Origin of the sequence: Pseudomonas sp. (assembly GCF_049300855.1) — a bacterium.
In the GTDB taxonomy this organism is placed as follows: Bacteria; Pseudomonadota; Gammaproteobacteria; order Pseudomonadales; family Pseudomonadaceae; genus Aquipseudomonas.
The window spans coordinates 260012-286613 of record NZ_JBAQKH010000030.1; the positions used below are offsets into that span (position 1 = coordinate 260012).

The 26602-nt window shown below is 59.0% G+C and carries 30 protein-coding genes; 11 read left to right on the forward strand and 19 right to left on the reverse strand.

The window, feature by feature from the left end; all coding sequences use genetic code 11:
• Positions 1-193: 193 nt before the first annotated feature.
• Entirely contained in the window at positions 194-1252 is a 1059-nt protein-coding gene (locus WA225_RS18820; RefSeq protein WP_422609089.1) for a PA0069 family radical SAM protein, read from the reverse strand.
• A gap of 226 nt (positions 1253-1478) precedes the next feature.
• Here WA225_RS18820 and WA225_RS18825 point away from each other — a divergent pair, with 226 nt between their 5' ends.
• Positions 1479-1781 carry a hypothetical protein gene (locus WA225_RS18825; protein WP_422609090.1) on the forward strand — a complete coding sequence of 101 codons (303 nt, stop codon included), beginning with the start codon at positions 1479-1481 and terminating at the stop codon, positions 1779-1781.
• Positions 1782-1900: 119 nt separating this feature from the next.
• On the opposite strand, the gene WA225_RS18830 is transcribed toward WA225_RS18825, so the two are convergent.
• The 4 genes from WA225_RS18830 to WA225_RS18845 all read right to left on the reverse strand — a co-directional run bounded on the left by WA225_RS18830 (position 1901) and on the right by WA225_RS18845 (position 6569).
• Positions 1901-2464, reverse strand: a complete 564-nt coding sequence (locus WA225_RS18830; RefSeq protein ID WP_422609091.1) for a hypothetical protein — start codon at positions 2462-2464, stop codon at positions 1901-1903.
• A 257-nt stretch (positions 2465-2721) separates the two neighbouring features.
• The gene (locus tag WA225_RS18835; protein WP_422609092.1) at positions 2722-4023 is read right to left on the reverse strand and encodes a c-type cytochrome; all 1302 of its coding nucleotides are present in this window, start codon (positions 4021-4023) and stop codon (positions 2722-2724) included.
• Between the two features lie 12 nt (positions 4024-4035).
• Positions 4036-5820: a GMC family oxidoreductase gene (locus tag WA225_RS18840; RefSeq protein ID WP_108224866.1), complete on the reverse strand. Its 1785-nt coding sequence runs from the start codon at positions 5818-5820 to the stop codon at positions 4036-4038.
• 2 nt (positions 5821-5822) lie between these two features.
• Complete coding sequence (locus WA225_RS18845) at positions 5823-6569, reverse strand: gluconate 2-dehydrogenase subunit 3 family protein (protein ID WP_422609093.1); 747 nt, start codon at positions 6567-6569, stop codon at positions 5823-5825.
• Between the two features lie 301 nt (positions 6570-6870).
• On the opposite strand from WA225_RS18845, the gene WA225_RS18850 reads away from it, so the two are divergent.
• Positions 6871-7515 (forward strand): dual specificity protein phosphatase family protein, encoded by a 645-nt coding sequence (locus WA225_RS18850; RefSeq protein WP_422609094.1) that lies wholly within the window; start codon positions 6871-6873, stop codon positions 7513-7515.
• A gap of 9 nt (positions 7516-7524) precedes the next feature.
• Here WA225_RS18850 and WA225_RS18855 read toward each other — a convergent pair whose 3' ends face one another.
• The 3 genes from WA225_RS18855 to prlC all read right to left on the reverse strand — a co-directional run bounded on the left by WA225_RS18855 (position 7525) and on the right by prlC (position 12006).
• Positions 7525-9552, reverse strand: a complete 2028-nt coding sequence (locus WA225_RS18855; RefSeq protein ID WP_422609095.1) for a M3 family metallopeptidase — start codon at positions 9550-9552, stop codon at positions 7525-7527.
• 112 nt (positions 9553-9664) lie between these two features.
• Entirely contained in the window at positions 9665-9958 is a 294-nt protein-coding gene (locus WA225_RS18860; protein WP_422609096.1) for a YheV family putative zinc ribbon protein, read from the reverse strand.
• Positions 9955-12006 carry an oligopeptidase A gene (gene prlC, locus WA225_RS18865; RefSeq protein ID WP_422609097.1) on the reverse strand — a complete coding sequence of 684 codons (2052 nt, stop codon included), beginning with the start codon at positions 12004-12006 and terminating at the stop codon, positions 9955-9957. Before prlC ends, WA225_RS18860 begins: the two co-directional genes overlap by 4 nt.
• An 88-nt stretch (positions 12007-12094) precedes the next feature.
• Between prlC and WA225_RS18870 the strand changes: the two genes are divergently transcribed.
• Both WA225_RS18870 and WA225_RS18875 read left to right on the forward strand, forming a co-directional pair.
• Positions 12095-12640, forward strand: coding sequence for a gamma carbonic anhydrase family protein (locus tag WA225_RS18870; RefSeq protein ID WP_422609098.1), 546 nt, complete (start codon positions 12095-12097; stop codon positions 12638-12640).
• Positions 12641-12670: 30 nt separating this feature from the next.
• Complete coding sequence (locus WA225_RS18875) at positions 12671-13321, forward strand: HAD family hydrolase (protein WP_422609099.1); 651 nt, start codon at positions 12671-12673, stop codon at positions 13319-13321.
• Positions 13322-13361: 40 nt separating this feature from the next.
• Here the strand turns inward: WA225_RS18875 and WA225_RS18880 are convergent, their stop codons facing one another.
• Complete coding sequence (locus tag WA225_RS18880) at positions 13362-14498, reverse strand: aminopeptidase (protein ID WP_422609100.1); 1137 nt, start codon at positions 14496-14498, stop codon at positions 13362-13364.
• Between the two features lie 59 nt (positions 14499-14557).
• Here WA225_RS18880 and WA225_RS18885 point away from each other — a divergent pair, with 59 nt between their 5' ends.
• Positions 14558-14980: a hypothetical protein gene (locus tag WA225_RS18885; protein WP_422609101.1), complete on the forward strand. Its 423-nt coding sequence runs from the start codon at positions 14558-14560 to the stop codon at positions 14978-14980.
• Between the two features lie 41 nt (positions 14981-15021).
• On the forward strand, positions 15022-15441 hold the full coding sequence (locus WA225_RS18890) for a hypothetical protein (RefSeq protein WP_422609102.1): 420 nt from the start codon (positions 15022-15024) through the stop codon (positions 15439-15441).
• Between the two features lie 6 nt (positions 15442-15447).
• On the opposite strand, the gene WA225_RS18895 is transcribed toward WA225_RS18890, so the two are convergent.
• Together WA225_RS18895 and WA225_RS18900 are read right to left on the reverse strand one after the other, a co-directional pair.
• Complete coding sequence (locus tag WA225_RS18895; protein WP_008081158.1) at positions 15448-15687, reverse strand: DUF1161 domain-containing protein; 240 nt, start codon at positions 15685-15687, stop codon at positions 15448-15450.
• Positions 15688-15954: 267 nt separating this feature from the next.
• Complete coding sequence (locus tag WA225_RS18900) at positions 15955-16386, reverse strand: OsmC family protein (RefSeq protein WP_422609103.1); 432 nt, start codon at positions 16384-16386, stop codon at positions 15955-15957.
• 241 nt (positions 16387-16627) lie between these two features.
• On the opposite strand from WA225_RS18900, the gene WA225_RS18905 reads away from it, so the two are divergent.
• Positions 16628-17629 (forward strand): LLM class flavin-dependent oxidoreductase, encoded by a 1002-nt coding sequence (locus WA225_RS18905; protein ID WP_422609104.1) that lies wholly within the window; start codon positions 16628-16630, stop codon positions 17627-17629.
• Between the two features lie 273 nt (positions 17630-17902).
• Here the strand turns inward: WA225_RS18905 and WA225_RS18910 are convergent, their stop codons facing one another.
• The gene (locus tag WA225_RS18910) at positions 17903-18124 is read right to left on the reverse strand and encodes a DUF1161 domain-containing protein (protein ID WP_422609105.1); all 222 of its coding nucleotides are present in this window, start codon (positions 18122-18124) and stop codon (positions 17903-17905) included.
• Positions 18125-18252: 128 nt separating this feature from the next.
• Positions 18253-18468, reverse strand: coding sequence for a dodecin (locus WA225_RS18915; RefSeq protein ID WP_007911688.1), 216 nt, complete (start codon positions 18466-18468; stop codon positions 18253-18255).
• 157 nt (positions 18469-18625) lie between these two features.
• Between WA225_RS18915 and WA225_RS18920 the strand changes: the two genes are divergently transcribed.
• Entirely contained in the window at positions 18626-18952 is a 327-nt protein-coding gene (locus tag WA225_RS18920) for a DUF883 family protein (RefSeq protein ID WP_007911686.1), read from the forward strand.
• Here the strand turns inward: WA225_RS18920 and WA225_RS18925 are convergent.
• Entirely contained in the window at positions 18925-19842 is a 918-nt protein-coding gene (locus WA225_RS18925; RefSeq protein WP_422609106.1) for a LysR family transcriptional regulator, read from the reverse strand. The two genes, WA225_RS18920 and WA225_RS18925, sit on opposite strands and share 28 nt — an antisense overlap.
• 114 nt (positions 19843-19956) lie before the next feature.
• On the opposite strand from WA225_RS18925, the gene trpB reads away from it, so the two are divergent.
• The 3 genes from trpB (at position 19957) to WA225_RS18940 (ending at position 22579) form a co-directional block, all read left to right on the forward strand.
• Positions 19957-21189 (forward strand): tryptophan synthase subunit beta, encoded by a 1233-nt coding sequence (trpB, locus tag WA225_RS18930; protein WP_160054568.1) that lies wholly within the window; start codon positions 19957-19959, stop codon positions 21187-21189.
• Positions 21189-22001, forward strand: a complete 813-nt coding sequence (gene trpA / locus WA225_RS18935; RefSeq protein ID WP_122842066.1) for a tryptophan synthase subunit alpha — start codon at positions 21189-21191, stop codon at positions 21999-22001. Before trpB ends, trpA begins: the two co-directional genes overlap by 1 nt.
• A gap of 122 nt (positions 22002-22123) precedes the next feature.
• Positions 22124-22579 (forward strand): anti-virulence regulator CigR family protein, encoded by a 456-nt coding sequence (locus WA225_RS18940; RefSeq protein WP_422609107.1) that lies wholly within the window; start codon positions 22124-22126, stop codon positions 22577-22579.
• A 47-nt stretch (positions 22580-22626) separates the two neighbouring features.
• On the opposite strand, the gene WA225_RS18945 is transcribed toward WA225_RS18940, so the two are convergent.
• From WA225_RS18945 to WA225_RS18965, 5 genes are all read right to left on the reverse strand, one after another.
• Complete coding sequence (locus WA225_RS18945; RefSeq protein ID WP_422609108.1) at positions 22627-24588, reverse strand: DUF4105 domain-containing protein; 1962 nt, start codon at positions 24586-24588, stop codon at positions 22627-22629.
• Entirely contained in the window at positions 24585-24905 is a 321-nt protein-coding gene (locus tag WA225_RS18950) for a DUF2388 domain-containing protein (RefSeq protein WP_422609109.1), read from the reverse strand. Before WA225_RS18950 ends, WA225_RS18945 begins: the two co-directional genes overlap by 4 nt.
• Before the next feature lie 42 nt (positions 24906-24947).
• Positions 24948-25265, reverse strand: coding sequence for a DUF2388 domain-containing protein (locus tag WA225_RS18955; RefSeq protein WP_422609110.1), 318 nt, complete (start codon positions 25263-25265; stop codon positions 24948-24950).
• A gap of 107 nt (positions 25266-25372) precedes the next feature.
• Complete coding sequence (locus WA225_RS18960; protein ID WP_422609111.1) at positions 25373-25696, reverse strand: DUF2388 domain-containing protein; 324 nt, start codon at positions 25694-25696, stop codon at positions 25373-25375.
• A 374-nt stretch (positions 25697-26070) separates the two neighbouring features.
• A complete protein-coding gene (locus WA225_RS18965; RefSeq protein WP_007911656.1) occupies positions 26071-26286 on the reverse strand; it encodes a DUF1127 domain-containing protein in 216 nt (71 codons plus the stop codon).
• Between the last annotated feature and the right edge of the window lie 316 nt (positions 26287-26602).

Here is a 26602-nt window from a genome sequence, read left to right on the forward strand (position 1 = left end):
CCGGTATGAAGCCAGTGGCTGTTTAAACATCCGGGCCATCCCGACCCGTCAGTCACTCGATGAACAAGGTAGCCGCCGAAACTTAACTCAAACTGAATCAAACGCTCTAGCACGTGTGTTCCAGGTCACAAAAAACGTGACTGAGGGCTATCGGCGGAAGGATTCCAACCCCTCAACCATAGGCTAATTGTCGCTAAATCAACGACATCTGGCGACCCGGCGGACAGAAGGCAGTGCAATCGAGGTTGTAGCCTTCGCGGTGATTCATGCCCAGACGCTTGATGGCCTTGGCGAAACGTTGTGCGAGCAGGTCGGCAAACACCCCTTCGCCGCGCATGCGTGCACCAAAACGGCTGTCGTAGAGCTCACCGCCCCGGCTCTGGCGGATCAGGCTGAGCACATGGGCGGCGCGTTGCGGATAGTGCGCCTGAAGCCACTCTTCAAAGAGCGGCGCCACTTCCAGCGGCAGACGCAGCATCATATAGGCAGCGCTTTGTGCTCCGGCCGCGTGGGCTTCGTTAAGCAGATTTTCGATCTCGCTGTCGTTGATCATCGGAATCATCGGCGAACACAGCACGCCGACCGGAATGCCGGCTTCGCGCATCACCCGGATCGCGCGTAACCGCGCTTTGGGCGCAGCGGCGCGCGGCTCGAGGATGCGTTTGAGTTCGTCGTCCAGGGTGGTCAGGCTGATCATCACCGCCACCAGCCGTTGTTGCGCCAATTCGGTGAGCAGATCGAGATCGCGCAGAATCAGCGAGCCCTTGGTGACGATGGTCACCGGGTGCTTATAGCGCAGCAGCACTTCGAGGGTCTGCCGGGTGATTTTGTGTTCGCGCTCGATTGGCTGGTACGGATCGGTGTTGGAGCCCAGATTGATCGGCGCGCATTGATAGCCGCGTTTGCTCAACTGTTCTTCCAGCACCTGAGCGGCGTTGGTCTTGGCGATCAGCTTCGTTTCGAAATCCAGCCCGGGCGACATGTCCCAATAGGCGTGGCTGGGCCGCGCATAGCAATAGATGCAGCCGTGTTCGCAGCCGCGATAGGGGTTGATCGAACGATCGAAGGGCAGATCCGGTGAGGTGTTGCGGGTGATGATGGTTTTAGCCGTTTCGATCGTCACCTCGGTGCCTTGGGTCTCAGGCACTTCTTGATACCAGCCGTCATCCTCCGCCACCGAGCGGCTCGGCGCGAACCGATTGTGCGGATTGGTCGCGGTGCCGCGACCGCGTGGAGGGAGAGGATTGATCATTGGGCAGGCTCCTGATCTGTATATACATACAGTACATGAGCATGGCGGGCGTGATCCAGTACCGTTCAGCGATGGGATATTTTCTGAAGGGTAAAGTTTATATTTAGGTGCAAAGTCTAAGTACAACCCGAGATACATATATCCCGTTGTCGCGACAAGTTATCGAATATAGTCTTGGCGAGTTCCATCGGCACTTGCCTGATAACTAATTAAAAGGAGTTAATTCATGTCTTATCTCAATCAGCGTGGCGTCTTTATGCAAATGATGCTGCCCAATGCATCGGAGCCCAATACCATTGTTTCGATGCAACTTGCGCGCAAGGAGCTGGGCTGGAACGCCGAGCAAGAGCTGCCCACCGAGGCGCTGGTCGACTCGCTCTACGTGGTGGCAGTGTCCAGCGACCGTGGCAAGACATTCACTGTTCGCACCAACAAGAAAGATGTAGACGGTGATGGCGATATTGATAACGATGACAAGGCGAAGTTGATTGCGCTGGCCAAGGCTTATGTAAGTATTGTTAATCCATAACGGAAAATTTACTGCGCTGTATCCGGTACAAAAAAACCCTGCATAAATGATTTATGCAGGGTCATATGGTGCCAGCCAATGCATTTTGACGAAGCAGTTAACTCAAGTTCGCAACGTGTTCATTCAGCGAAGTTTCTCATTGAAACAAACGAATTCGCGATATTGACGAAAATCAGTTTGTCATTGGCATCAGAGTCGTCATCACCATCCGCATCGATGTTGAATTCTCCGTAACCCTCCAATGTATCTTCCACTTTATAAAAGCCTGTGGCGTTGATCTTTAACTTCACGTTGGCGTCGGGATGGGACAGATCAATATTTGAAACTTTAAACAGATCAATATTCACGTATGTCGGTTTAACCGTTTTCGCTTCACTGTCGGACGATATAAGGATGCAACTGTACAAGCGACCTTCGCCCACAGTACTCAAACCCGCCAACTTCGAGGCAAGCCCCGCCGCGACGGTGTAGGTGTCCGTATCATATTCGTCGACCCCGTCATCTCCCTCCACATCATCCACCCCTGCGGCGCGGTCGTACTCCCCCTGGTCGTTGGTATAAGCCGTGACTGTTACATCAGGCTTGAGATTATTCGTATAGCCATTGTTATAACGGGAAATTACAGCCTCTTGCTTGCCGTCTGTATTAGTGTCCTTAAACTCAACCACGACTGAATAACTCATGTAATTTGCTCCATGCCTGCGCAATCTCAAGATTTGAATTGCGTCACTTTGGACGGTAATTCAGACCACAAATTACGGCTACTGTCAGAGTTGACAGGTGTATGCATTCACAGTGTCGAGGTCGGAACGTGGTGGAATCTTTATCGGCTGTTCGGATATACACCCGTTCAGCTCCGACAGTAGTAGAGGTTTTCCCAGGTACCGCTGATACAGCACAAAAAACTCATGCTGCATCAACGTGCCAGGCACTCCAACAGTCAGTTATGCGTGGTGACCTGTCCCAGGTCATCGCCGGACGTGGTCTGCATATCATTCTTGCGCAAGCTGGCGACATCGGCAGCCTTCACCGGCGCACCCTTGTTGCCCCAACTGCCACGAATAAAACTCACCACATCCGCCACTTCCTGATCCGACAAACGCCAGGCAAAACCCGGCATGGTGAAGGTGGAAGGCGCGGTGTGCGTCGCCGGCAACGTGCCGCCCTTGAGCACGATGTGGATCAGCGAAGTCGGGTCTTCCGATTGCAGCACCGGATTGCCCGCCAGCGCCGGGAATACGCGGGTGTAACCGTGGCCATCGGTGCGGTGGCACGCCGCGCAGTTGTCGATGTACACCGCAGCGCCGCGTTGACTGTCGTCCCCGTTCCATAAGGCTTTGGCGGCTTTCTCGTCGTACTGGTGCGGTTGATCGTTTGGATCAGTGGCCGGCAGCGATTTCAGGTAGCGGGCAATCGCCGTGAGGTCGGCATCGGTCATGTACTGCATGCTGTGGGTAACCACATCGCTCATGCCGCCGAACACCGCGCTGCGATCGCTGCGCCCGGTCTTGAGGAATTGCACCAGTTGCTCCTCGCTCCAGCCGCCGAGGCCATCCTTGTGATCGCCGCGCAGGCTCTTGGCGATCCAGCCTTCCAGCGGCGCGCTGCCGGCGAGGAAGTGACTGCCGTCGGCTGCACTGAGGGATTTTTCCTGCATGGTCAGGGCGCGAGGCGTATGGCAGGCACCGCAATGGCCGAGGCCTTCGACCAGATACGCGCCACGATCGATCACCGGGTCGGTACTTGTCGCTTTGTAGTCCTCGACCTTCGGCGCAAACATCCAGCGCCAGCCCATCAGCGGCCAGCGCATACTCAACGGCCACGGAATGTCACTGGCCTTGTTCTCTTGCGCCACCGGTTCTACGCCGTGCATGAAGTACGCGTACAACGCTTGCATGTCGGTTTCGCTGACACGCGCGTAGGACGGATACGGCATCGCCGGGTACAACGTACTGCCGTTTTTGGCGACGCCATGACGCACGGCCTGATCGAAGTCGGCGAAGCTGTAATCACCGACGCCGGTCTTGTCCGGGGTGATGTTGGTTGAGTAAATCGTGCCGATCGGGGTTTCCATCGGCAGGCCACCGGCGAACGGTTTGCCGCCCTTGGCAGTGTGGCAGGCCACACAGTCACCGGCGCGGGCAAGGTATTCGCCTTGTTTGATCAACGCTTGATCAACTTCAGCCGCATGGATCGAGGCACTGCCGAGCAGTGCCAAAGTCGCGATAACGAGATTTTTCATGGTCATCGCTCCTTAAGCCTGAACCAGCGGGCCGGGGTTTTTCAGGTATTGCTCGCGGATCGCCTTCGCCGACCAATAGGTCAGCGCAGCAACCAGCCCGGTCGGGTTGTAGCCCAGGCCCTGCGGGAAGGCCGAGGCGCCCGGGACGAAGACGTTGTGCACGTCCCAGCTCTGCAAGTAGCGGTTCAGCGCGCTCTTCTTCGGATCGGTGCCCATGATCGCGCCACCATTGAGGTGGGTGGTCTGGTACGACGCTGTATTGAAGTGGTCGCCGACTTTCTTGCCGATCACCGCAATGGCTTTCGGGCCCATCGCTTCGGCGACCTTGCCCATTTTCTCGACCATGAAGCGGTTCATCTTGATGTCGTTTTCCTGCCAGTCGAAGGTCATCCGCAGCAGCGGCAAGCCGTAGGCATCGCGGTACACCGGATCGAGATCGAGGTAGTTGCCACGGTAGGACTGATGCGCGCCGTGGGCGTCCATCGACACCTGGTGGGTGTAGTAATCGGCGGTCGCGCGTTTCCAGTCACTGCCCCAGGCCGGGGTGCCCGGCGGGTTCGAAGTGCCGGCAATCGGCCGACTGCCAGCCTGGTTGACCCACATCGGCGAGCCGCCGACGAAGCCGTGCGGGCCGTGGTCGAAGTTGTCGGCGTTGAAATCGTCCAGCGCCACGCCGTTGCCGCCGGCGCCGATGAAGTTGTTGGTGTGGGTGTCCTTGTCGAAGAACGCCTTGATGGTCGCCATGTTCTGGTAGGCGAAGTTACGCCCGACCACGCCTTCGCCAGTGATCGGGTCGTACGGTTTGCCGATCCCGGAGAGCAGCATCAGGCGCACGTTGTGCAACTGGAAAGCGCCGAGGATCACCAGATCCGCCGGTTGCTCGATCTCGCGACCCTGCGCGTCGATGTAGGTCACGCCGGTGGCTTTGCTTTTGGTGCTGTCGAGGTTGATGCGCAGCACGTGGGCGTTGGCGCGCAGTTCGAAATTCGGCAGCGGTTTCAGCGCCGGCAGAATGTTCACGTTCGGCGAAGCCTTGGAGTACATGTAGCAAACATAACCGCTGCAGAAACCGCAGAAGTTGCACGGCCCCATTTGTGCGCCGTAAGGGTTGGTGTAAGGCCCGGAGGTATTTGCGGACGGCAGGTTGTAGGGTTTGTAACCGACCTCTGTAGCCGCTTTGCCGAACAGCTGTGCGGACACCGTGTTCTTCTGCGCTTCCAGCGGGAACGGGTTGGAACGATCCGGCGCGTAGGGGTTGCCACCCTTGCCCTGACCGACCAGTTGGCCTTTCACGGTCCAGGCCTGGCCGGAGGTACCGAAGACTTTCTCGGCGAAATCGAAGAACGGTTCCAGCTCTTCATAGCTGACGCCGAAGTCCTGGATGGTCATGTCCTTGGGGATAAAGCTTTTGCCGTAGCGTTCTTCGTAATGGCTGCGCATGCGCAACTCGATCGGATCGACGCGGAAGTGCACGCCCGACCAGTGCAAACCGGCGCCGCCGACGCCGTTGCCCGGCAGGAACGCGCCCAACTGGCGGTTCGGCAGAGCAATGTCGTTGACGCTATGACGGATGGTGACGGTCTCTTTGGAGATGTCCTGAAAGAGTTTTTTCCGCACGCTGTAGGTGAGTTCGTCGATCACCTGTGGATAGTTGCCGTCGGGGTAGGTGTCCTGCATCGGCCCGCGCTCCAGCGCCAGCACGTTGAGGCCCGCTTCGGTCAGCTCCTTGGCCATGATCGCGCCCGTCCAGCCGAAACCGACGATGACTGCGTCAACCTTCTTCATTACCGTTGCCATGCTTACGCCCTCTCGCCGCGAATCGACACTGCCGGGAAGGGGTATTGCTCGTTGCGTTCCACCCAATCCATGAAATCGGCGCGGGCGCCGGGGAAGCCGATCATGGTCCAGCCGACCATGCCTTTGTTGCCACCGTGGATCGGGTCGCAGAAGAACCCTTCCTTGGTGTTTTGCAGTAGCAGGTTGAAGAAAATCTTCGCTGGAACCGAGTCGAATTGCGGTTTTCCGGCTTCGAGTTGCTTGAGCAAATCGTCTCGGGTAGCGCTGTCTTGCTCAGCAAATACTTTACCGTTGAGGGCTTTTGCCCACTGATCCGTGGCGGCGATGCCGAGGCGATAGATCTCTTTGGGTACCAGTTTGCTCTGCCAGCCCATCTCGGGCGCGGCGTCGGCGTTGAACGGGCCTTGCATATACCAGAGGGCTCCGGCGGCATAAGGCGTGTTCATCTGACGGTCGATGTATTCCGGCACACCGGCTTCGAGCGCGCCCGGGCCTTGGGCATCGTTGGGGATCAATTGCGCGACGGCGGCATTGATGAACGCCCATTCTTCGGCGGTGAAGTAGCTCGGCTGATAAGCGCCGGCATTCGCGCGAACCGGCTGCGGCGCGGGCGCTGCCGGTGCTGCTTCAGGCGCGGCTTGCAGGACGCTGCTGCCCAGACTGGTGCCGGCCAGGGTGACCACCGGGATCAGGGTCAGGGATTTGCGCAAAAAATCACGCCGCGGGTTGTCTCGACTTTCATCAGACATGGGGTGCACCTCATCAGGCATCAGGAGTAACCGTTTCTGCGAACGGCTTGAGGATTTTTCGTCGCGACGTGGCCGGATGACCCGGGAAAAGGGGACGCGTCTGCAACATCGTGTGACAAATGGTAGCAGGCTAAGCTTCCGGATGAACCGATTCAGCGGAAAAAAGCCCGGTTTTTACCGATGAAATCGATGAAACAGCGCGGATTCACGATTCTTTGACAAATGCCTCACGGGGCTTTGACCGCTAAACATCGAAGCTGCGGCTCCTCTCATCGATGAATCCCGACACGGTCACCTCAGCATGTCCCGAGTGCGTTTGTTTCCTGCTTTGTGTTTGTCGCTTATGGCGCTGTTGCCCTGGATGCCCGCCCAGGCCGCGACGGCAACGACTGTTCGTCCGACGGAATGGGCGCAACCGGTCGAAGTGCAATACAACCTGTTCCAGATGTCACCGACGCTTTATCGCAGCGCCTTGCCCGATGGCGGCGCGGTGCCATTGCTGAAAAATCTCAAAGTCGCCACGGTGATCAACTTCCTCCCGGAAGCGGACAGCGACTGGCTGTCGGAGCCGGGCATCAATCAAGTGCAATTGCCCTATCGCACTAACCATGTCGACGACGCCGATGTGCTGAAAACCCTGCGGGCGATCCAGGCTGCCGAAGCCAATGGGCCGGTGCTCATGCATTGCAAGCACGGGTCCGACCGCACTGGCCTGATGGCCGCGATGTATCGTGTGGTCGTGCAGGGCTGGAGCAAAGAAGACGCCTTGAGCGAGATGACCCAAGGCGGTTTTGGCGAGAGCGGGCACTTTCGCGACAGCGTGCGCTACGTGATGCAGGCCGATGTCGACAAGCTGCGCACGGCGCTGGCCAATGGTGATTGCAGTACCAGCGCGTTCGCCACTTGCTCGATGAAGAGCTGGTTTAAATCGGCCAACGTCGAATAACTCGGCGCTTCACTTCGGCACCGGCGCGAAAAGATCAGCGCGCAGCGGTTGGCCGAGAAAGGTTTGCAGCGCACTCGGCAACAACGCGGCATCACCGGAGAAGAACGCTTCACGCAAATCGCGGCCCGTCTGCGAATTGAACACGCCGTCGCGTGCAATGCGTTTGAACGCTTCAGTCGCCAGGACGCCGGACCATTTGTAGGCGTAGACCGAGGCTTCGTAACCGGTCACCAGGTAATCAAAACTGTTTGCCAAGCGGCAATAGGCGGGCAGTTGCAGCGCGGGTATTTTCTGCTGCACTGCTTCAAAGCACGCTTGAATGCTACGGTCAGCCTGCGCGCTGCGGTGCAATTCAAGATCGAGTAATGCGCCCTGCAGCAACATCGCGGTATCGCGACTGGTGTGAGCGGCGATGGCTACCAGCGCCGATGCCAGGCGCCCACTGCTCAAAGGCTCACCGCTTTGATAATGGCCGGACAACCACAGCAGCAGCTCGGCGGACATGGCGAATTGTTCGTAGAGTTGCCCGGCGAACTCCCCTGTATCACGCCCCAGTTGAGAAATTCCGGACAGGTTATGGTGGGGGGAGCGGGTCAGCACTTGTTGCAGGCAGTGGCCGAATTCATGGAATAACACCCGCAGATCTCGGTGCGATAGCAGGCAAGGATGCTCAGCCGTGGCGCGCGGAAAATTGCAGTGAAGTACGGCAATCGGCAGGGTCGGGCGACCTTCGGCATTGATGCGGCGATTGCGCAGGGTGTTGGTCCAGGCAAAGTCCGCCGCGTCCTCGCGGTGGAACGGGTCAATGTAGATGTATCCGATGACTTGTCCGAATTCGCTGACTTGCAGCAATTGCACCTGATCATGCCAATGCTTGAGATCGTTCTGCTCCGTAAACCTGATGCCGAACAGGTGTTCGTTGTACCGACAGAATCGGCGCAACGTCTGTTCCAGCGGAAAATACTGGCGCAGGCCTTTGAGTGTGTGTTGCGAACGTTGCTGGCGTAATTGCTCGGCAAAAAACGCGTGATCCCAGGCGTGCAGTTCGTTGATCCCTTGAGTCGCGGCAAACGCCTGCAGGGCCTGCGTGTCCTGGCCCAGCGCGACACTGTTTTGCGCGATCTGCTGGTGCAGAAAATACTCGACCTGGTCAGGCGAGGCGGCCATATGCGTGGAAAGCCGCAGTTGTGCAAAATTGCCAAAGCCCAGCAACCGGGCTTTTTCATGACGTAGTGCAAGCAACTTCTTCAGGACGGGATCATTGTTGAACTGCTGGGCATGCGAGCCCTGATCGGATGCCCGTGTGCAGTACGCGGCGAAATACTCTTCACGCAAATTGCGGTTGCGCGCATGTTTCATGAGGTTTTCGAAGGTGTTTCGATTCAGCGTCAGCAACCAGCCGCTCTGCCCGGCACGGCGCGCATTGAGTGCCAGATGTTCCTTGAAGGCAGCGGACAGGCCGTCGAGTAGCGCCTCCTCGGCAATCTGTTTGCTCCAGGCGGCGCTGGCGCGCTCCAGGTTAGTCAGAAACATTTGCTCCTGGTGATTGATGTCGCGGTTCACCTTGGCCAGTTGCTGTTGCTGCTCGGCAGGCAAATCGATGCCCGACAGGCGCAATGCGCGCAGGGTCTTGGCCAGAGAGGCTTGGCGATCGTTATCGAAACTGGCTGCAATCGAACTGTTCTGTAAACGCTGGTAAGCGCGATAGAGGTCTTGATTGGCAGATTTCTGCGCCCGATAGCGCGCAGCTTTAATGCTGCACAGGGCACTTTGTTCTATCCAGTCGACATCGTCAGGCTTGACCGTCGAGAGCAGGTCAATGATGGCCATGGTTTCGGTCAGCCGCGCATCGGCGGCGTCCATGGCCAGCACCAGATCATCCCAGTTGGGGTGGTCGGTCTGACTGGCGATCACTTCGGCGATGATTCGCTGGTTATCGGTCACGATGGCATCGATCGCGGGCGCCAGGTGCTCGGCGCGCACTGCGCACCAGACTGGCAGGATCCAATGTTGCAGCAGGGGATTGGTAGGGGGCATGGCGTCTTCCTTGACCGTAGGCTGAAAAGCTCAGCCTACGGGGGAAGGACGAGGGGGAAGCGGTAAATAGCTAACGCCTTGCACCAGGGATTCAGTGCAAGGCGGTTACGATTTAATGTTGCTCGTCGGGCTTTTTCTTCAGCTTCGGATTCGGAAAGAACTGCACCGCCTGCACGGACTTGTCCGGTGCAGGTTTGTTCAGCACGCTGGTATTGACCCGCGTGCCCAGCTCTTTTGGCACCGACAGCCCTTGTTCGTTGAGCGTGTCGGAGTAGCCGCAAGCCACACATTCACGGTGCGGCACGCTGTCTTCGTTCCACATCATCAACTTGTCCGGCTCGCTGCACGCCGGGCAGACCGCCCCGGCGATAAAGCGCTTCTTGGTAATCACAGGGCCGTCACTCATGCTGCCGCGTCCTCACTCAGGCCGCTGTGGCGCAACAGTGCGTCAATCGACGGCTCACGGCCACGGAAGTCGACGAACAGCACCATCGGTGCCTGCGAACCGCCGCGCGCCAGAATCGCTTCGCGGAAGGCGCGACCGGTTTCTGCGTTGAGCACGCCGTCTTCCTCAAACTTCGAGAAGGCATCCGCCGACAACACTTCAGCCCACTTGTAGCTGTAGTAACCCGCCGCGTAACCGCCGGCGAAGATGTGCGCGAAGCTGTTCGGGAAGCGGTTGTAGGCCGGCGGACGCATCACCGACACTTCGTCACGCACACCTTCGAGCACTTGCGCCACGCTGCGGCCGTCGCCGTGGGTGGCGTGCAGTTCGAAGTCGAACAGCGAGAACTCCAGCTGACGGACCATCATCAGGCCGGACTGGAAGTTTTTCGCTGCGAGCATTTTTTCCAGCAGGTCCTGCGGCAGCGGCTCACCGCTTTCGTAATGACCGGAAATCAGCGCGAGACCTTCCGGTTCCCAGCACCAGTTTTCCATGAACTGGCTTGGCAGCTCGACCGCATCCCACGCCACGCCGTTGATCCCGGAAACACCGGCGTGATCAACGCGGGTCAGCAGGTGATGCAGGCCATGACCGAACTCGTGGAACAGCGTGGTCACCTCATCGTGGGTCAGCAGCGCAGGCTTGCCGCTGTCGGCCGGGGTGAAGTTGCACACCAGATTGGCCACCGGGCTTTGCAGCACGCCGTCGACGGTACGACGACGGTCGCGGGCGCCGTCCATCCACGCCCCGCCACGCTTGTTGGCGCGGGCATAGAGGTCGAAGAAGAAGCGGCCGACGTGCTGGCCGTTTTCCTTGATTTCGAACAGGCGCACGTCCGGGTGCCAGGAGTCGAAACCTTTCTGTTCAGCGATTTCGATGCCGTACAGACGTTGCACGATGGCGAACAGACCGCCCAGCACTTTGTCGATCGGGAAGTAGGCGCGCAGGGTTTCCTGGGCGACGCTGTAACGTTGTTCACGCAGCTTTTCGCCGTAGAAACCGCTGTCCCAGCTTTGCAGATCGGCGCAGCCCTGTTCGGCGGCGTAAGCGCGCAGCTGTTGCAGATCCTGTGCGGCGAACGGCTTGCTGCGCTTGGCCAGATCGCGCAGGAAGCTCAGCACCTGATCGCTGGACTCGGCCATTTTCGTCGCCAGGCTCAGCTCGGAGAAACTGGCGAAGCCCAACAATTTGGCGAGTTCCTGACGCAGGTCGAGGATTTCTTCCATCACCGGGCCGTTGTCGTTCTGGCCGGCGTTCGGGCCTTGATCCGAGGCGCGAGTGCAGTAGGCGGCGTAGACTTCTTCACGCAGTGCGCGGTCTTGCGCGTAGGTCATTACCGCGTAGTAGCTCGGGAATTCCAGGGTGATCAGCCAGCCATCGAGGCCTTTGGCCTGAGCAGCGGCGGCCATTTGCGCCTTGGCCGAATCGGTCAGGCCGGCGAGGGCGGCTTCGTCGGTGACGTGCTTGGTCCACGCCTGAGTGGCGTCGAGCAGTTGGTTGGAGAAGCGGCTGCCGAGCTCGGAGAGTTTGCTCTGCACTTCCGCATAGCGTTTCTGCTCGGCTTCCGGCAGGTCGATACCCGACAGACGGAAGTCACGCAGGGCGTGTTCCAGAATCGTCTTCTGCGCCACGTCGAAACTGGCGGCTTCCGGGCTGTTGGCCAGCGCTTCAAACGCCTGGAACAGCTCGCGGTTCTGGCCCATCTCGGTGGAGTAGGCGCTCAAGGCTGGCAGGCACGACTCGTAGGCCTCGCGCAGTTCGGCGCTGTTGCACACGGCGTTGAGGTGGCTGACCGGGCTCCAGGCAGCGCCGAGGCGATCATTGAGCTCGTCCATCGCCAGGACCAGGCCGGCCCAGGTCGGGTTCTGAACCTGAGTCTTGAGGATTTCGGCGATCGCGGCGCGGTTGTCGGCCAGGATGGTTTCAATGGCGGGCAGGACGTGTTCGGCACGGATCGTGGAGAACGGTGGCAGGTCATAGGACTGCAGCAGAGGGTTGTTCACGCTCACGGTTGGCACCTTGGCTGGGGAAACATTGCCCCATCTTAATTACAATCGGCATCATCCGCAGCTATCGGCGACAGAGAGAGAAATTATCGTGTCCGTTCGCAAGTACCAGAATCACACCCCCAGCCTTTGCAAAGGCGCGTTTGTCGACGGCTCGGCGGTGGTGATCGGCGACGTCGAAATCGGCGAAGACAGCTCCGTCTGGCCGCTGACCGTGATCCGCGGCGACATGCACCGCATCCGCATCGGTGCGCGCACCAGCGTGCAGGACGGCTGCGTGTTGCACATCACCCACGCCGGCCCGTTCAACCCCGACGGCTTCCCGCTGCTGATTGGCGACGACGTGACCATCGCCCACAAAGTCATGCTGCATGGCTGCAGCGTCGGCAGCCGCGTGCTGATCGGCATGGGCAGCATCGTCATGGACGGCGCGGTGGTTGAAGACGACGTGATCATCGGCGCCGGCAGCCTGGTGCCGCCGGGCAAGCGCCTTGAAAGCGGCTTCCTGTATGTCGGTAGCCCGGTGAAACAGGTTCGCCCGCTGAGCGACAAGGAACGCGCCTTCTTCACCTACAGCGCCGCCAATTACGTAAAGCTCAAGGATCTGCATCTGGCCGAAGGCTACGACACACTCTGAATCGAAATTGGCGACTGCCCAGGAATTCCCATGCATTACCAAACCGTACTGTTCGACCTCGATGGCACCCTCACCGACCCGCGTGAGGGCATCACCCGTTCCATTCAGTTTGCCTTGGCCAAGCTCGGCATCGATGAACCGGATCTGACCAAGCTCGAACACTTCATCGGCCCGCCGCTGTTGCAGGCGTTCATGCAGTTCTATGACTTTGATGAGGCCAAGGCGTGGGAAGCGGTGAATTTCTATCGCGAGCGTTTCAAGGTCACTGGCCTGTACGAGAACCACGTGTTTGATGGCGTCACACCGTTGCTGGAAACCCTCGGTGGCCAAGGTCGGCAGCTGTATATCGCGACGTCCAAACCGTGGATATTCGCCCGCGAGATCGCCCGGCATTTTGATTTTGCCCGGCACTTCAAGGTGATTTACGGCAGCGAACTGGATGGCACGCGGACCAACAAGGTTGAGCTGATTGCGCATCTGATCAAGGAAGAAGGGCTGGATCCTGCGAATACGCTGATGATCGGCGACCGTAAGCACGATCTGATCGGGGCGCGCAGCAATGGCCTGGATGCGGCGGCGGTGGGCTATGGGTTTGGCAGTTTTGAAGAGCTGAGTGCCGAGGCGCCGGCTTATCACTTTGAAACGCTGGATGAGTTGCATCAGGCGTTTCTGCGGCGCTGATCAGCAAGCCAGCTCCCACAGGTGAGCGATGTGCTCAGGCTCACCGCTGTCCCTGTGGGAGCTGGCTTGCCAGCGATGAGGCCAGATCAGCCACTGATATCTCATCATCTGCCAATGCTTTCAGTGCCGCTTTACGCTCAGTCACCGGCAACCCACCCAACCGTTCAACCTCCGCATAAAATCTCAGCCAATCCCCCCCGACCTGTTTAAACAACGCCGCAAACGCCGGTACCCACTGGTCATACAGCCCAAACGGCAGCAACCGTGCATTGTTCAGCGGCGCATTCACCCAGGCGTCATAACGCTTGTCCCCGGCCCACTGGCTGTCTTTCATCAGCCGATAATCCCGGCGAAACCGTTCGAACTCTGCCGCTTTGCGTTCGCGCATCTGCTCCGCCGGTAATGGCTGTGCATACAGCTTCTCCAACCGGGAACGGGTTTCGAGCACCAACTCAATAAACTGATCGCGTTGTTTGAGCCGCGAATCGGTGTCCGCCGGCAACCCACGAAACGCCCGCCACTGTCGCGTGCCTTCCTGCTCGACGAACGTGGCAAAGGATTCGTTGAATTCGGTGTCGTCCTTCACATAAACGCGCTGATGCGCCAGTTCGTGAAAGATCAACGTGGCCAGACGCTCGTCGCCCCAGCCCATCATCGAATTGAGGATCGGGTCATTGAACCAGCCGAGTGTCGAGTAGGCCTCGACACCGCCAATCGACACGTCCATGCCCTGCAAACGCTGAATCGCGGCCTCACCGCGCGCCGCGCTCTGGCTGTAGTAGCCGCGATAAGCCACGCACCCGGCAATCGGGAAGCAGTGGTTTTGCGGCGTCAGGGAGAATTCCTGGGTGGCGAACACATTCCACACCACATACGGTCGATGGATGTCGGCGTACAGGCGATAGCTCTGGTTATCCGGCAAGTGCAGATGCTCGCTGGCGAATGCACGGGCCTTTTGCGATTGGCTCAGGTGCGCACGTAACGTCGCGTCGCGGTTGGGGTCGGCAATGACCTTTTCCACTGGCTCGCGCGCCCGCAGCAATTGCAACTGACCGCTGGCCAACTGGCCGTAATAGCTGACGCTGGCGCAACCGTTGAGCAACAAAAACATCACACCCGGAAACAAAACCCGAAAAACGCGATCAAGTAACCCATGGCTTGGAAACGGCCTGATCAAAATAAGAAATCCCCCGGAGAGTCTGCTCGCAAGACTATCCCGCCTTAAGGAGCACCGCTATGCGCATGTTGATGCTGACGGGAGGCCTGCTGACGCTGGCCGGTTGTGCCCATTTCGCAATGCCCGATCCGGACCCTTCGCAAGCCTGGATTGATCTTGACGCCCGACAGCAGGACACGGCGTTGCAAGCGCTGAAGGTCGATAGCCGCGAGGCCGTCGATAAACGTTACTTCGAGGTGCAGCCCGGCAGCCATGAGTTGACGGTGCGCTATCAGTTTCCGGTCGACGCCACCAACATCGGCCCCGACGCCGAACCGCTGTGGCGTGATTGCCGGATGAACGTGAAATTCAAGGATTTCAATGCCGGTCAGCGTTACCAATTGCAGGCGGGCAGCATCGGTTTCCGGCCATGGGCCAGGCTTTATGATGAGCAGCGCAACGTGGTGGGGCAGGGCACGCCGGCGGGCTGTCAGAAGACCTGATCGGCGTTATGCTGGATGTCCAAATCACAGGACATTTGATCATGCGCAGGTTGACGTTATTGCTCGCTGCAAGTCTGCTTGCCGGCTGCCAGAGCCCGCTGCCAGCGGCGGATCCCGGCAAAGCCTGGGTCGACTTTGCGATGCCGACACCCGGTGGCAAAGTGCTGATGGCGGAACGGCTGGACAATGTGCGCCTGCAGGACGGGCGCTTTTTTCAGGTCGCGCCGGGCAGTCATGAGCTGACGGTTCGCTTTGATTTCGAGATCTTCGGCGGCGGCCAGGGCATGGATACCGACCCGCAGGAACGGCTGTGTTACATGACCGTGCGTTACGATCATTTCGAAGCCGGGCAACGCTACCGCCTTGAAGCCCGGTCGCTGGCCTTCACGCCAAGCGCCCGGCTGATCAATCGTCAGGGGCAGATCGTTGCCGAAGAACGGCAGATCAACTGCGTGCCGTAGGCGTTATCAGGAGTCGTTCTTCTGATAGATGATTGCTTTGGTGCCGTTCTCACACGAACCCACCACCATGGCGATGTCGTGTTTGGCCGCCTCTTCCTTGCTGACGATTTCCAGCGTGTACGAGGGCACGGCTTTGGCCTGGATCTTGATTTCGATTTCTTTTCTCAGTTCTTCGCAGTCTTTCGGTGCTGCGACTACCGAGGTGGCCAGTGCACTGCAAAGGATCGCCAAGCCAATACGTTTCATGAGTGAAGCTCCCTGAGGCAGCGCGCACGGGCGTGCGCTGAAGCTGCTGTCGTGTATTCGACCATATTTCCACAAAACGAGTTCTGACTTCGCTCACAAGATGTGTGGAGGAGTTGACGAAATAATGAGGTGCCCCCAAAAACCTGTGGGAGCTGGCTTACCAGCGATGGCGTCGGCACAGCGACCATTGAGGTCGCCAGATACACCGCTATCGCTGGCAAGCCAGCTCCCACAGGGATTATGTTGCTGTGACTGGATCGCGCGCGATCAGCTGACCAGCGTTGCTTCCAGGCTGATCTGCGCATTCAGCACTTTCGACACCGGGCACCCTTCCTTGGCCTTTTTGCTCAGTTCATCGAACTGCGCCTGCGTCGCCCCCGGGATTTTTGCCTTGAGGATCAGCTTCACCGCGGTGATCGCGAAACCACCCTCTACCTGATCAAGGGTCACTTCAGCTTGAGTGTCGATGCTTTCAGCCGTCAGGCCCGCATCGCCGAGAATCATCGAGAACGCCATGGAGAAACAACCGGCATGTGCAGCGCCGATCAGTTCCTCCGGGTTGGTGCCTTTACCGCCCTCGAAGCGGGCCTTGAAGCCGTAGGGTGCTTCTCTGAGGACACCGGTTTCGGTGGAAATCGAGCCGATGCCGGTTTTCAGATCGCCTGCCCAATGTGCGGATGCTTTCTTCACGATAGCCATGTCTGCCTCCTCAAGATCTGACGCGGAAACGCCGCGCCGTCGTGGTTTTGCTTGCAAGGCTTCTGAGGATAGACGTCGGAACAAAGTTCAGCCCGGGTGAATCGTTGACTTTTTTAGTAGGAAATTTCATCGCTGCTATTGAAACTCGGGTATATGCCCTCATTGCACAAAACACGCTTATGGATTTGGCAGGTTTTCGTTTGCAAGAAAAACCTGCCTCCTCACTCGGAGACGCAGGTTTATGAAGCAACTGTCCGACGTAAAATTTTCCACCCTCGATCTGGTGCCCGTGCGCGAGAACGGCAGCCCGGCGCAATCGCTGCGCAACTCGCTGGATTTGGCGCAGTATGTCGAGAAGTTCGGCTACACGCGGTTTTGGGTGGCGGAACACCACAACATGGACGGCATCGCCAGCTCGGCGACGTCAGTGCTGCTCGGTTATCTGGCGGGCGGCACGTCGACCATTCGTGTCGGCTCCGGCGGCGTGATGCTGCCCAATCACGCGCCGCTGGTGATCGCCGAGCAGTTCGGCACGCTGGAAAGTCTGTATCCGGGCCGGATCGACCTCGGCCTGGGGCGCGCGCCGGGGTCCGACCAGATGACCGCCCGTGCCTTGCGCCGTGAACGCTCCGGCAGCGCTGACGATTTCCCCGAAGACGTTGCCGAACTAGTTCGCTACCTTGGCCCGCGCACGCCGGATCAGCGGGTGATCGCGATGCCGGGCACCGGCACCAATGTGCCGATCTGGTTGCTCGGTTCCAGTCTGTTCAGTGCGCAACTGGCCGGTGAGCGCGGTTTGCCGTACGCGTTCGCCTCGCACTTCGCCCCGCGCTTCATGCACGAGGCGATTCGCGTTTATCGCAATCACTTCAAGCCGTCGGCGGTGCTCGACAAACCGTACGTGATGCTCGGTGTGCCGCTGGTGGCGGCGGATACCGATGAACAGGCCGACTACCTGGCGACGTCGGTGTACCAGCGCATTCTGGCGCTGATGCGTGGGCAGAGCCTGGTGCAGCGTCCGCCGGTGAAAACCATGGACGGTTTGTGGCTACCGCATGAGCGCGAGGCGGTGGGGGATTTTCTTGGGCTGGCGATGGTGGGTAGCCCTCAGAAGATTCGCGCCAAGCTGGAAGTGCTGGTTGAGCAGACTCAGGCGGATGAGCTGATTTTTACCAGTGATTTGTATGAGCATGCTGATCGGGTGCATTCGTACGAACTGCTCGCGCAGGTCATGAAGGGCTGAAAAGCCGAAAGGCACCCTCACCCTAGCCCTCCCGAAACGTCGGACCGCCCGGAGGGAGAGGGGACTGATTGAGGTGTTCTTGCGCTCGACATCGACCTGTAAAATCGAGTCGTACTCAGATTCTGAACAACCCCGATCTGCTCCCTTTCCCCCTCGCCCCCTTGGGGGAGAGGGCTGGGGTGAGGGGGTTCGATTTCAAACCCACCAAAAATCCCAGATCCCGGACACAAAAAAGCCGACGCCTTCACGTCGGCTTTTGTATTTCAGGCGCAATCAACCGCGCTTGTAGACGATTTCCTTGGAGCCACCTTCGCAGGTGCCAACGACTTTGCCGCCATTAGCGGCCTTGTCGACAATCTCCAGCGAATACCCGGAAACGCCCTTGGCATCCAGCTTCGCCGCAATCTCGCTTTTCAGCTCTTCACAAGGCTTACCGGCAGCAAACGCACCACCCGCAAGGCTCAACAAACCTACTGCCAACATGAACTTCTTCATCGGTCGCACTCCCTGGTCGGATTAAAAGAGGCGGGCATCAGGTCATCCACCTGATGCAGCCACCCTGTAGCGCTTTGCCATTCCTATGGCACTCGGCCAGCGCGCAAGTTCAGAAGACTAGACCAAACTCAGCTACTGGCAATGCGGAAGCCGACTTTTAGCGTTACTTGAAAATGCGCAGCCTTGCCGTCCTTGATGTGGCCACGGGTGTCGACCACTTCAAACCACTCAAGATGCTTGATGCTCTTGTTGGCTTCGGCCAGCGCGTTGTTGATGGCGTCTTCGATGCTGCTGGCGGACGAACCGACCAGCTCGACTTTTTTGTACGTGTGATGGTCACTCATGGCGATCTCCTTGGCGTGTGGATTTGAGACTAGCAGTGAATCTGCACTGTTGATTTCGGCGACTCAAAGCAGGCGAAGTTCAGATTTTCTGCACTTTCTCAAACCGCTGAAGTCCCAACCAACACACGCCACTCATCACCAATGCAGGAGAGCCACCATGGCCAACACCTCTTTACGTAAAGCCTCGTTGCAAAGCATGGAAGCCGAGATCGAGAGTCTGCTCAAGTCGTTGGAAAGCCTGAAGGACGACGCTTCGGACGAGTCGCGCAAAACCCTCAAGGCGCTGAAAAGCAATGCCGAAAGCGCGCTGAAACATTCGCGCCACCTGCTCAGCGATGCCTATGAAGAAGTCAAAGTGAAAACCCGCGAAACCGGGATCGCCACCCGTGATTACGCGCAAGAACATCCGTGGACGACCGCCGGTGTCGCGGTCGGTGCAATCGGTCTGCTCGCCGCTTACTTGCTGTTCAAGCGCGGCGAGTGATCGCTCTGGCGCAGCTCATTTTTGAGCCATTGCGCCAGTTGCCGGGCGCGTCCATCAGCGGCGCGCTTGGGTAGCCACAACGCCAGTTGCGCCGGGGTTTCACAAAAACCCCACGGCGCAACCAGGCGACCGGCCTTCAAATCTTCCGTCACCAGCGGCTCCGGCGCGATGGCCACGCCAAGGCCTGCCACTGCTGCTTCCAGCAAGTAATACAAATGCTCGAAACCTTGCCCTAACTTCAGCGCTTTTGCGTCGAGGTGGTTTTGCTGTGCCCAACTCGGCCAGGCCTGAGGGCGCGAGGTGGTGTGCAGCAACGGCTCATTGAGCAGCGCCGAGGCAGGAGCGGCCTGCAAACGTCGATAACCGCTGAACAGCGGACTCATCACCGGGCCGATACGTTCTGCGGCCAATTCATAGACCTGCATGTCCGCCGGCCATGGCGGCTCGGCGAACACCAGCAAAGCATCCAGCCCCGGACGTCGTGGATCGAGATCGCCTTCGCCCGCCGACAGGTGCAAGCGCAGATCCGGCAGATCTGCATTCAACCGGCCCAGACGCGGAATGAACCAGCGCGCCAACAAGCTTCCGGAGCAGCCGAGTACAAACGGGGCATCGGCTGTACTTTGGGTGAGCTCGGCACAAACACTGCGCAAGCGATCAAACGCCTCGCCGCTGGCATCGCGCAACCGCACACCGGCATCTGTGAGTTTCAAGCCGCGTCCGTCCTTGACGAACAAGCTGACGCCGAGGTGCTCTTCCAGCACCTTGAGCTGACGACTGACCGCGCCATGGGTGACGTGCAACTGCTCGGCAGCCTGACTGACGCTGTTCAGTCGGGCTGTGGCTTCGAAGGCGCGTAAAGCGTTCAGCGGGGGAAGGTCATGGCTCATGATATCTGTGAGTTTTCCTGACAGGTTGTGGCGATCTTATCGGTTTTCAGCCTGGAAGGTCAGGGGTAGAGTGGTCGTCATTGTCTTTTGACCCGAATTCACCTGGAGCGACTCATGACCCAGACTTCGAACACCTCTGATCTGCGTAACGGCCCGGACGATAACGGCCTGTTCGGCTCGTTCGGTGGCCGCTACGTGGCGGAAACCCTGATGCCGTTGATCCTCGATCTGGCCCGCGAATACGAAACGGCCAAGGAAGATCCGGCGTTCAAAGAAGAATTGGCCTACTTCCAGCGCGACTACGTCGGACGTCCGAGCCCGCTATATTTCGCCGAACGCCTGACCGAGTTCTGCGGCGGCGCGAAGATTTATCTCAAGCGCGAAGAGCTGAACCACACGGGCGCGCACAAGATCAACAACTGCATCGGCCAGATCCTGCTGGCGCGGCGCATGGGCAAGAAACGCATCATCGCCGAGACCGGCGCCGGCATGCACGGTGTGGCCACTGCCACCGTCGCCGCACGCTTCGGTCTGGACTGCGTGATCTACATGGGCACCACTGACATCGAACGTCAGCAGGCCAACGTCTTCCGCATGAAGCTGCTGGGCGCTGAAGTGATTCCGGTGGTTGCCGGCACCGGCACCCTGAAAGATGCGATGAACGAAGCGCTGCGTGACTGGGTGACCAATGTCGACAGCACCTTCTACCTGATCGGCACCGTGGCCGGCCCGCACCCGTACCCGGCGATGGTTCGCGACTTCCAGGCTGTGATCGGCAAGGAAACCCGTGATCAGTTGCAGGCTCAGGAAGGTCGTTTGCCGGACAGCCTGGTGGCGTGCATCGGTGGCGGTTCCAATGCGATGGGCCTGTTCCACCCGTTCCTCGACGACAAGAGCGTGGAAATCATCGGCGTTGAAGCCGCCGGTTACGGCATCGAAACCGGCAAGCACGCGGCGAGCCTGAACGGCGGCGTTCCGGGTGTACTGCACGGCAACCGTACTTTCCTGCTGCAGGACGACGATGGCCAGATCATCGACGCCCATTCGATTTCCGCCGGCCTCGACTATCCAGGCATCGGCCCGGAACACGCGTGGTTGCATGACATCGGCCGTGTTCAGTACACCTCGGTGACTGACGACGAAGCCCTCGACGCGTTCCACAAATGCTGCCGCCTGGAAGGGATCATTCCTGCCCTGGAAAGCGCCCACGCTCTGGCTGAGGTTTTCAAACGTGCACCGAAGCTGCCGAAGGACCATCTGATGGTGGTCAACCTCTCCGGCCGTGGCGACAAAGACATGCAGACCGTCATGCATCACATGGAACAGTCCCAGCAGGAGAAACACTGATGAGCCGCCTGCAAACGCGTTTTGCCGACCTCAAGGAACAGAACCGCGCCGCGCTGGTGACCTTCGTCACCGCCGGTGATCCGGACTACGACACTTCGCTGGCTATCCTCAAAGGCTTGCCGGGCGCGGGTGCCGACGTGATCGAACTGGGCATGCCGTTCACCGATCCGATGGCCGACGGCCCGGCGATTCAACTGGCGAACATCCGTGCCTTGGGCGCCAAGCAGAACCTGGTGAAAACCCTGCAAATGGTTCGCGAGTTCCGTGAAGGCAACAGCGACACGCCGCTGGTGTTGATGGGCTACTTCAATCCGATCCACATGTACGGTGTGCCCCGCTTCATTGCTGAGGCGAAAGAGGCCGGCGTCGATGGCCTGATCGTGGTCGACATGCCGCCTGAGCACAACGCCGAGCTGTGCGACCCGGCGCAGGCTGCCGGTCTGGACTTCATCCGTTTGACCACGCCAACCACTGACGACGCGCGTCTGCCGAAGGTGCTCAATGGCAGCTCCGGTTTCGTTTACTACGTGTCGGTGGCCGGTGTGACTGGTGCTGGTGCTGCAACGCTGGAGCACGTCGAAGAGGCGGTAACCCGTCTGCGTCGGCATACCGATCTGCCGATCAGCATCGGTTTCGGCATCCGCACGCCGGAGCAGGCAGCGGCCATCGCGCGTCTGGCTGACGGTGTGGTGGTGGGGTCGGCGTTGATCGATCACATCGCCAATGCAACTACGCCAGCGCAGGCTGTCGACGGCGTGTTGAGCCTGTGCTCGGCGCTGTCCGAAGGCGTGCGTAAGGCCCGCGTCAGCTAAAGGTAAAGTTCCTGATACAGAGGAATTAGCACCTCGCGGCACAGACTAAACAAGCAAGACCGAGGGCTTCAGAACATCGTTCTGCAGCCCTTTTTGCTGTTTGTGCCGTGAGGAAAGACCCGATGAAAATGCCGAAACGTCTGATGGCCGGACTGGGCGTGCTGTTGATCAGTGCGACACCGCTGCTGGCCAGCGCCGATCAGCGCGATGATCACGACCACGGCGGCCCGCAGCAGGGCCAGTACGACAACCATGGTAATGATCATCGCGACGATCATCGTGTCCCGCCCAACGATCACCGTGGCGGCCCGCCTCCACGCGATTTTGGCCCGGTGCGCCAGACCATTCGTGACAATCATGGCTACTTCGTACGCGGCGCACCGCCGCCGCCGGGGATTCATCTGGAGCGTGGCCGGCCGTTGCCGCACGGCTATTACGGCGAGCGTCTGGATAACCGCGCGTTAGGTCGTTTGCCGGTGTATCCGGGCTACGAATGGCGCCGGGCGGGAGGCGATATTGTGCTGATCGCGGTGGGCAGCGGGATCGTCTACGAAATTCTCGATGGCGTTTTGTATTGATTCGCAGGCAATAAAAAAGACCGCAGCCAATGGCTGCGGTCTTTTTTTCAGGGGAGTTCCAGTCCGCCCGAGGCTTTGTGCAATTTGCGCAGATGCGCGCCAATCTGCTTCACATTCTCCTCGCTGGCGGCAATCTCGGCAGCGCGCTTGGGCTCCAGCAACTTACGCACTTCGGCGTCGAGATCGCCTGACAGAGCGAGCAACTTCTTCTGCCGCTGACTGCTCTCCGCTTCCAGTCGCGTGAACTCGGTCGGCTGCGGCAGTCCGTAACCCTTGGCGTCGAGCAATTCTGCCGGTCGGCTGAGGAACCCGCTATTGGCGAGGATTTCCTGCAAGGTCGCATTGGCCTTGTCCATGCCGCCGTTTTCCAGTTCGCGAGCGCCGAGGTAACGCTGCTTGACCTCGTCCTGCGCCAGCAGCAATTGGCGGCGATAGCTGGCTTGCTCCAGCAACAGCAGCGCGGCGCTGGTGCGCAAATCTGCACGTTCGAACCACTCACGGCGTTCTTCGGCTGTCAGCGAAAGCCATTCCTCGACGGTGTTCTGCTTGATCGGTAATTGCTTTTTCAGCACATCGAACATCGCCTGGTAGCGATCGCGGAACGAGTCGAAGCGATAACCCAGACGCAACGCTTCTTTCGGATCATCCAGCACACTGGTGTCCGCCAGACCACGGCCCTTCATCACTTCCAGCAAGCCGTTGGGCATGATGCTGTCGAGGCCCACGAACTGCGTGTTGTTGCTGCCGCTGCGCAATAGCTTCAGGCCTTCTACCGCGCAGTTGTTGGACAGGAAGAAGTAGTTGCCATCGTAGCTCCAGTGCATTTCGGCGGCGTGTTCGACCACGCCTTCGATCTCGTCGCGGGACAGGTTCAGTGGCACCGAGGCGAGGCTGCGCAGTTCGGTCTTGGTGTATTCGTCGATGACCTGCGCCAATGGCAGGACGAACAGCCGTGATGGGTATTTGCCGACCAGTCCGTCCCAGCTCGACAGTTGCACATCGCCGACGAACGCGCGATACGACAACACGAGATGTTGATCCAGATCGAGCCGGCAATCCGGCCCGCGCGGGCGGCCCGGTGCGCAGATCACCAGACGCAACATACTGTGGCCCCAGCGGCTGACCCAGTTCTGATTGGCCTCGGCCAGCAGGTAGTCGACGGCGTAAACCCGTTCCGGATCGACTTGCCCTAAAGGTTGCTTGGCGAAATCGTTGCCCGCGTTCAAAAACGCGAAGGTCTTGCTGCAGGTGTCCTTGGCTGGCGGCGCCCAGCCGAAGTGTTGCTGGTAATAGCGATACAGCGCCGGACGACGGCAGGCATAGCTCGGGTCGAGGAGGAAATACTCCATGTTGACTGCGACGAACTCTTTCGGGCTGGAGATTTCGTACAGATCCGGGCTGCGGGCGATCTGCCGGTTGTGTTGTTCGCGTTCACCACGACGACCTACGTATTGCTGCCAACCGGCGAGGTCGAGCAGACGCGGATCATCGCTGAGGGTGAAGCGACGGCCGTTCTGGCCGCGACACTCGTCGGGAATGCCGATCAGCCCGGCGCTGTTGAAACGACGCGTGCAGCGCTGGATCAGTGTGCGTTCAGCATCTGGCCACAGGCGCGCACGATCATAAATATGGGTGATTTCATGCAGCACCGTGGCGAGCAGTTCCTGGCGCACAGTGCCGTGGGGGCGATTGGTTTTTTCTTTGGCCGCGCTGCCATCGGTCAGGCCGGCGAGCAGTTTGCGATTCAGATCGAGTTCGGAAACCAGCGTGGCCTGGCCGTAGGCATTGCCGGGCATGTCGTCGGTCCAGCCAACATCGATACGCCGATCCAGCCGCTCGATAAAACTCGGCGGCAGCTTTTGCATCGCCTCATCGATCAGCGCCTGGCTGGCCTGTTGTTGGGCAGGGCTCAGACCGTCGGTCTTGAGCCGCAATTGCAGGCCGGCGTGGGCACTGTTGCCAAGCAGCAACAACGCCCCGGCCAGCAGCCAGGCGCCGAGTGACTTCACAGTGCGAGGATGGCTTCGGCGAGTACCTGATCACTGGCGTCGCGCGCTTCCGGCACACGGGTGCGCAGGGTGTTCAGCGCAGCTTCCAGATGCGCGCCACGGATATCACCGTCAGTGGCGACGAAACTGGCAGCGTCATCGTGCGCTTCGCGGATGATTTTCGAATCGCGAATCGACGTGGTGGTGTCGGAAGTGAAATCGATGGTGCGCTGGGACGCACGAACGATGATGTTACTGGTGGCTACCAGGGTGTGCGCCTGGGCCACGTCGGCCAACAAAAACAGGCCAAGGGCGGCAGCAATCAGCGGGCTACGCATGGAACGACTCCGGAGGGGCAAGGATAACGGGGAACAGGATAACTATTGGACGAGAATTGCCTCTGCCAGTTCAAGGTCACTGACATGAAGTTTCGGCCGGGTTTTACGCAAATAATGCAGCGCGGATTCCAGACGAGCACCTCGCCATTCACCGTCACTGGCAACAAACGCGGCCGCGTCATCGCGGGCGGCGAGCAGTAGTTTACGGTCGAAAGGTGCGGAAGACACCATGCTGGTGGCGTAACCACTGACGACGGTGCCTTGGGTCGACGCATTGAAGGCATCAAAGGCATTGACCGGCGTCGCCCAGCAGGTGCTGAACAATACAGAGGGGATCAGTAGATTTGAAAGAAAGCGCATCGGACTCGGTAATTTCTGGTGAGCCCAAAGGCTAGCGCAATGCCCGGGCCAGAGCCAGCGCCGAAACATCGGGACACGCCCGGCGTGTCCCGAACCGTGTCTGTCGCTTAGATCGTCAGAATAGCTTGAGCCAGCTGTGCGTCAGTGGCTTGCAGTTGTGGCGCCTGGTGACGGATGTGATCCAGTGCGCTTTCCAGTTTCACCCCACGGATTTCGCCTTCGCTGGCGACGAAGCTGGCGGCGTCGTCCCGGGCAGCCAGAACGATTTTGTCGTCACGGAAGGACGAGGAGACGTCGGAAGTTGCGTCGGACGAAGACTTCAGTGCACCGACAACGGCGTCGGTGGTGACAATGAAGCTGGTGGCGCTGGCGTTGGCAGCCACGGCCAGCAGGGCGGCAGCGCTGAGCAGACGAAGACGAAGACGGGACATGGGGTAACTCCTGTGGATAAACCGTATTGAGAGGTGGCTCGGTATCTGAGGAGTCAGACGCCAGTGACACAGCATTCGCCACGTTCTGCGTGGATATTAGGCGCAGATACGCTCGCCAAACCAGCATCCAGACGAAAAACGGTAGGAGCTGCCGAAGGCTGCGATCTTTTGCTTTGGATTTTCAAGATCAAACGATCGCAGCCTTTGGCACCTCCAACAATTGTAATGGTATGATTTAGAATTATTTGAACTGTACTGGTATTGCTTTTCAAGAGCTAAAACGACAAAACCCGTCGTGGTTTCCCACGACGGGTTTTGTTTGTTCAATTCGGGTTGCTGGCGGTGGGTCTAACGACCAGAGCCAGCGACGCTACTTAGCGCCAGAACGGCTTGCTCAGCTCTTCGTAGCGTTGTGCTTCGCTGATACCGGCGTCAGCCAGCAGACGCGAATCCAGACGAGCCAGTTGATGGCGGCTGGAGATGCGGCGCTGCCACAACATCAGGTTGGCGATAACGCGCAGAGGCAGGGAAGCCTGGGTGTTTACAGCTTTGTCTTCGAAGAACAGTTCGGAACTGAGTGTACGTTCCATGGTTGACATCCTTCCGCTTGTGGCGGGATCAGGTAGTGGTTTGACTGGTGCCCATGATCCTCTCGTTTGCCAAGTCTCTCTAGATACAGTTCAACTGTATTGTGAGTGACCAGTTAACTGTTTATAGGGGGTGTACGGGTCAAAATTGAGCAAACTGTACCTGTCCGCACTTAAGTGGTGCGTTTTCGCTCATTTGCGTTGAAAGGGTAGGCAAATGCTGTAGGAAATGACCAGTACAGCAGTACAGTTTTTGTAAGGTGGGAGGCTTGCGAAAGTCCGCTGAGGCAAACTGTGTTTGCATCAGCGGAATATCTGT

Excerpts from the sequence above, each read along its gene's own strand:
- WA225_RS18820 (WP_422609089.1), bottom strand. The coding sequence starts at position 1,252 with ATGATCAATCCTCTCCCTCCACGCGGTCGCGGCACCGCGACCAATCCG.
- WA225_RS18825 (WP_422609090.1), top strand. The coding sequence starts at position 1,479 with ATGTCTTATCTCAATCAGCGTGGCGTCTTTATGCAAATGATGCTGCCC.
- WA225_RS18830 (WP_422609091.1), bottom strand. The coding sequence starts at position 2,464 with ATGAGTTATTCAGTCGTGGTTGAGTTTAAGGACACTAATACAGACGGC.
- WA225_RS18835 (WP_422609092.1), bottom strand. The coding sequence starts at position 4,023 with ATGAAAAATCTCGTTATCGCGACTTTGGCACTGCTCGGCAGTGCCTCG.
- WA225_RS18840 (WP_108224866.1), bottom strand. The coding sequence starts at position 5,820 with ATGGCAACGGTAATGAAGAAGGTTGACGCAGTCATCGTCGGTTTCGGC.
- WA225_RS18845 (WP_422609093.1), bottom strand. The coding sequence starts at position 6,569 with ATGTCTGATGAAAGTCGAGACAACCCGCGGCGTGATTTTTTGCGCAAA.
- WA225_RS18850 (WP_422609094.1), top strand. The coding sequence starts at position 6,871 with ATGTCCCGAGTGCGTTTGTTTCCTGCTTTGTGTTTGTCGCTTATGGCG.
- WA225_RS18855 (WP_422609095.1), bottom strand. The coding sequence starts at position 9,552 with ATGCCCCCTACCAATCCCCTGCTGCAACATTGGATCCTGCCAGTCTGG.
- WA225_RS18860 (WP_422609096.1), bottom strand. The coding sequence starts at position 9,958 with ATGAGTGACGGCCCTGTGATTACCAAGAAGCGCTTTATCGCCGGGGCG.
- WA225_RS18875 (WP_422609099.1), top strand. The coding sequence starts at position 12,671 with ATGCATTACCAAACCGTACTGTTCGACCTCGATGGCACCCTCACCGAC.
- WA225_RS18885 (WP_422609101.1), top strand. The coding sequence starts at position 14,558 with ATGCGCATGTTGATGCTGACGGGAGGCCTGCTGACGCTGGCCGGTTGT.
- WA225_RS18890 (WP_422609102.1), top strand. The coding sequence starts at position 15,022 with ATGCGCAGGTTGACGTTATTGCTCGCTGCAAGTCTGCTTGCCGGCTGC.
- WA225_RS18895 (WP_008081158.1), bottom strand. The coding sequence starts at position 15,687 with ATGAAACGTATTGGCTTGGCGATCCTTTGCAGTGCACTGGCCACCTCG.
- WA225_RS18900 (WP_422609103.1), bottom strand. The coding sequence starts at position 16,386 with ATGGCTATCGTGAAGAAAGCATCCGCACATTGGGCAGGCGATCTGAAA.
- WA225_RS18905 (WP_422609104.1), top strand. The coding sequence starts at position 16,628 with ATGAAGCAACTGTCCGACGTAAAATTTTCCACCCTCGATCTGGTGCCC.
- WA225_RS18910 (WP_422609105.1), bottom strand. The coding sequence starts at position 18,124 with ATGAAGAAGTTCATGTTGGCAGTAGGTTTGTTGAGCCTTGCGGGTGGT.
- WA225_RS18915 (WP_007911688.1), bottom strand. The coding sequence starts at position 18,468 with ATGAGTGACCATCACACGTACAAAAAAGTCGAGCTGGTCGGTTCGTCC.
- WA225_RS18920 (WP_007911686.1), top strand. The coding sequence starts at position 18,626 with ATGGCCAACACCTCTTTACGTAAAGCCTCGTTGCAAAGCATGGAAGCC.
- WA225_RS18925 (WP_422609106.1), bottom strand. The coding sequence starts at position 19,842 with ATGAGCCATGACCTTCCCCCGCTGAACGCTTTACGCGCCTTCGAAGCC.
- trpB (WP_160054568.1), top strand. The coding sequence starts at position 19,957 with ATGACCCAGACTTCGAACACCTCTGATCTGCGTAACGGCCCGGACGAT.
- trpA (WP_122842066.1), top strand. The coding sequence starts at position 21,189 with ATGAGCCGCCTGCAAACGCGTTTTGCCGACCTCAAGGAACAGAACCGC.
- WA225_RS18940 (WP_422609107.1), top strand. The coding sequence starts at position 22,124 with ATGAAAATGCCGAAACGTCTGATGGCCGGACTGGGCGTGCTGTTGATC.
- WA225_RS18950 (WP_422609109.1), bottom strand. The coding sequence starts at position 24,905 with ATGCGTAGCCCGCTGATTGCTGCCGCCCTTGGCCTGTTTTTGTTGGCC.
- WA225_RS18955 (WP_422609110.1), bottom strand. The coding sequence starts at position 25,265 with ATGCGCTTTCTTTCAAATCTACTGATCCCCTCTGTATTGTTCAGCACC.
- WA225_RS18960 (WP_422609111.1), bottom strand. The coding sequence starts at position 25,696 with ATGTCCCGTCTTCGTCTTCGTCTGCTCAGCGCTGCCGCCCTGCTGGCC.
- WA225_RS18965 (WP_007911656.1), bottom strand. The coding sequence starts at position 26,286 with ATGGAACGTACACTCAGTTCCGAACTGTTCTTCGAAGACAAAGCTGTA.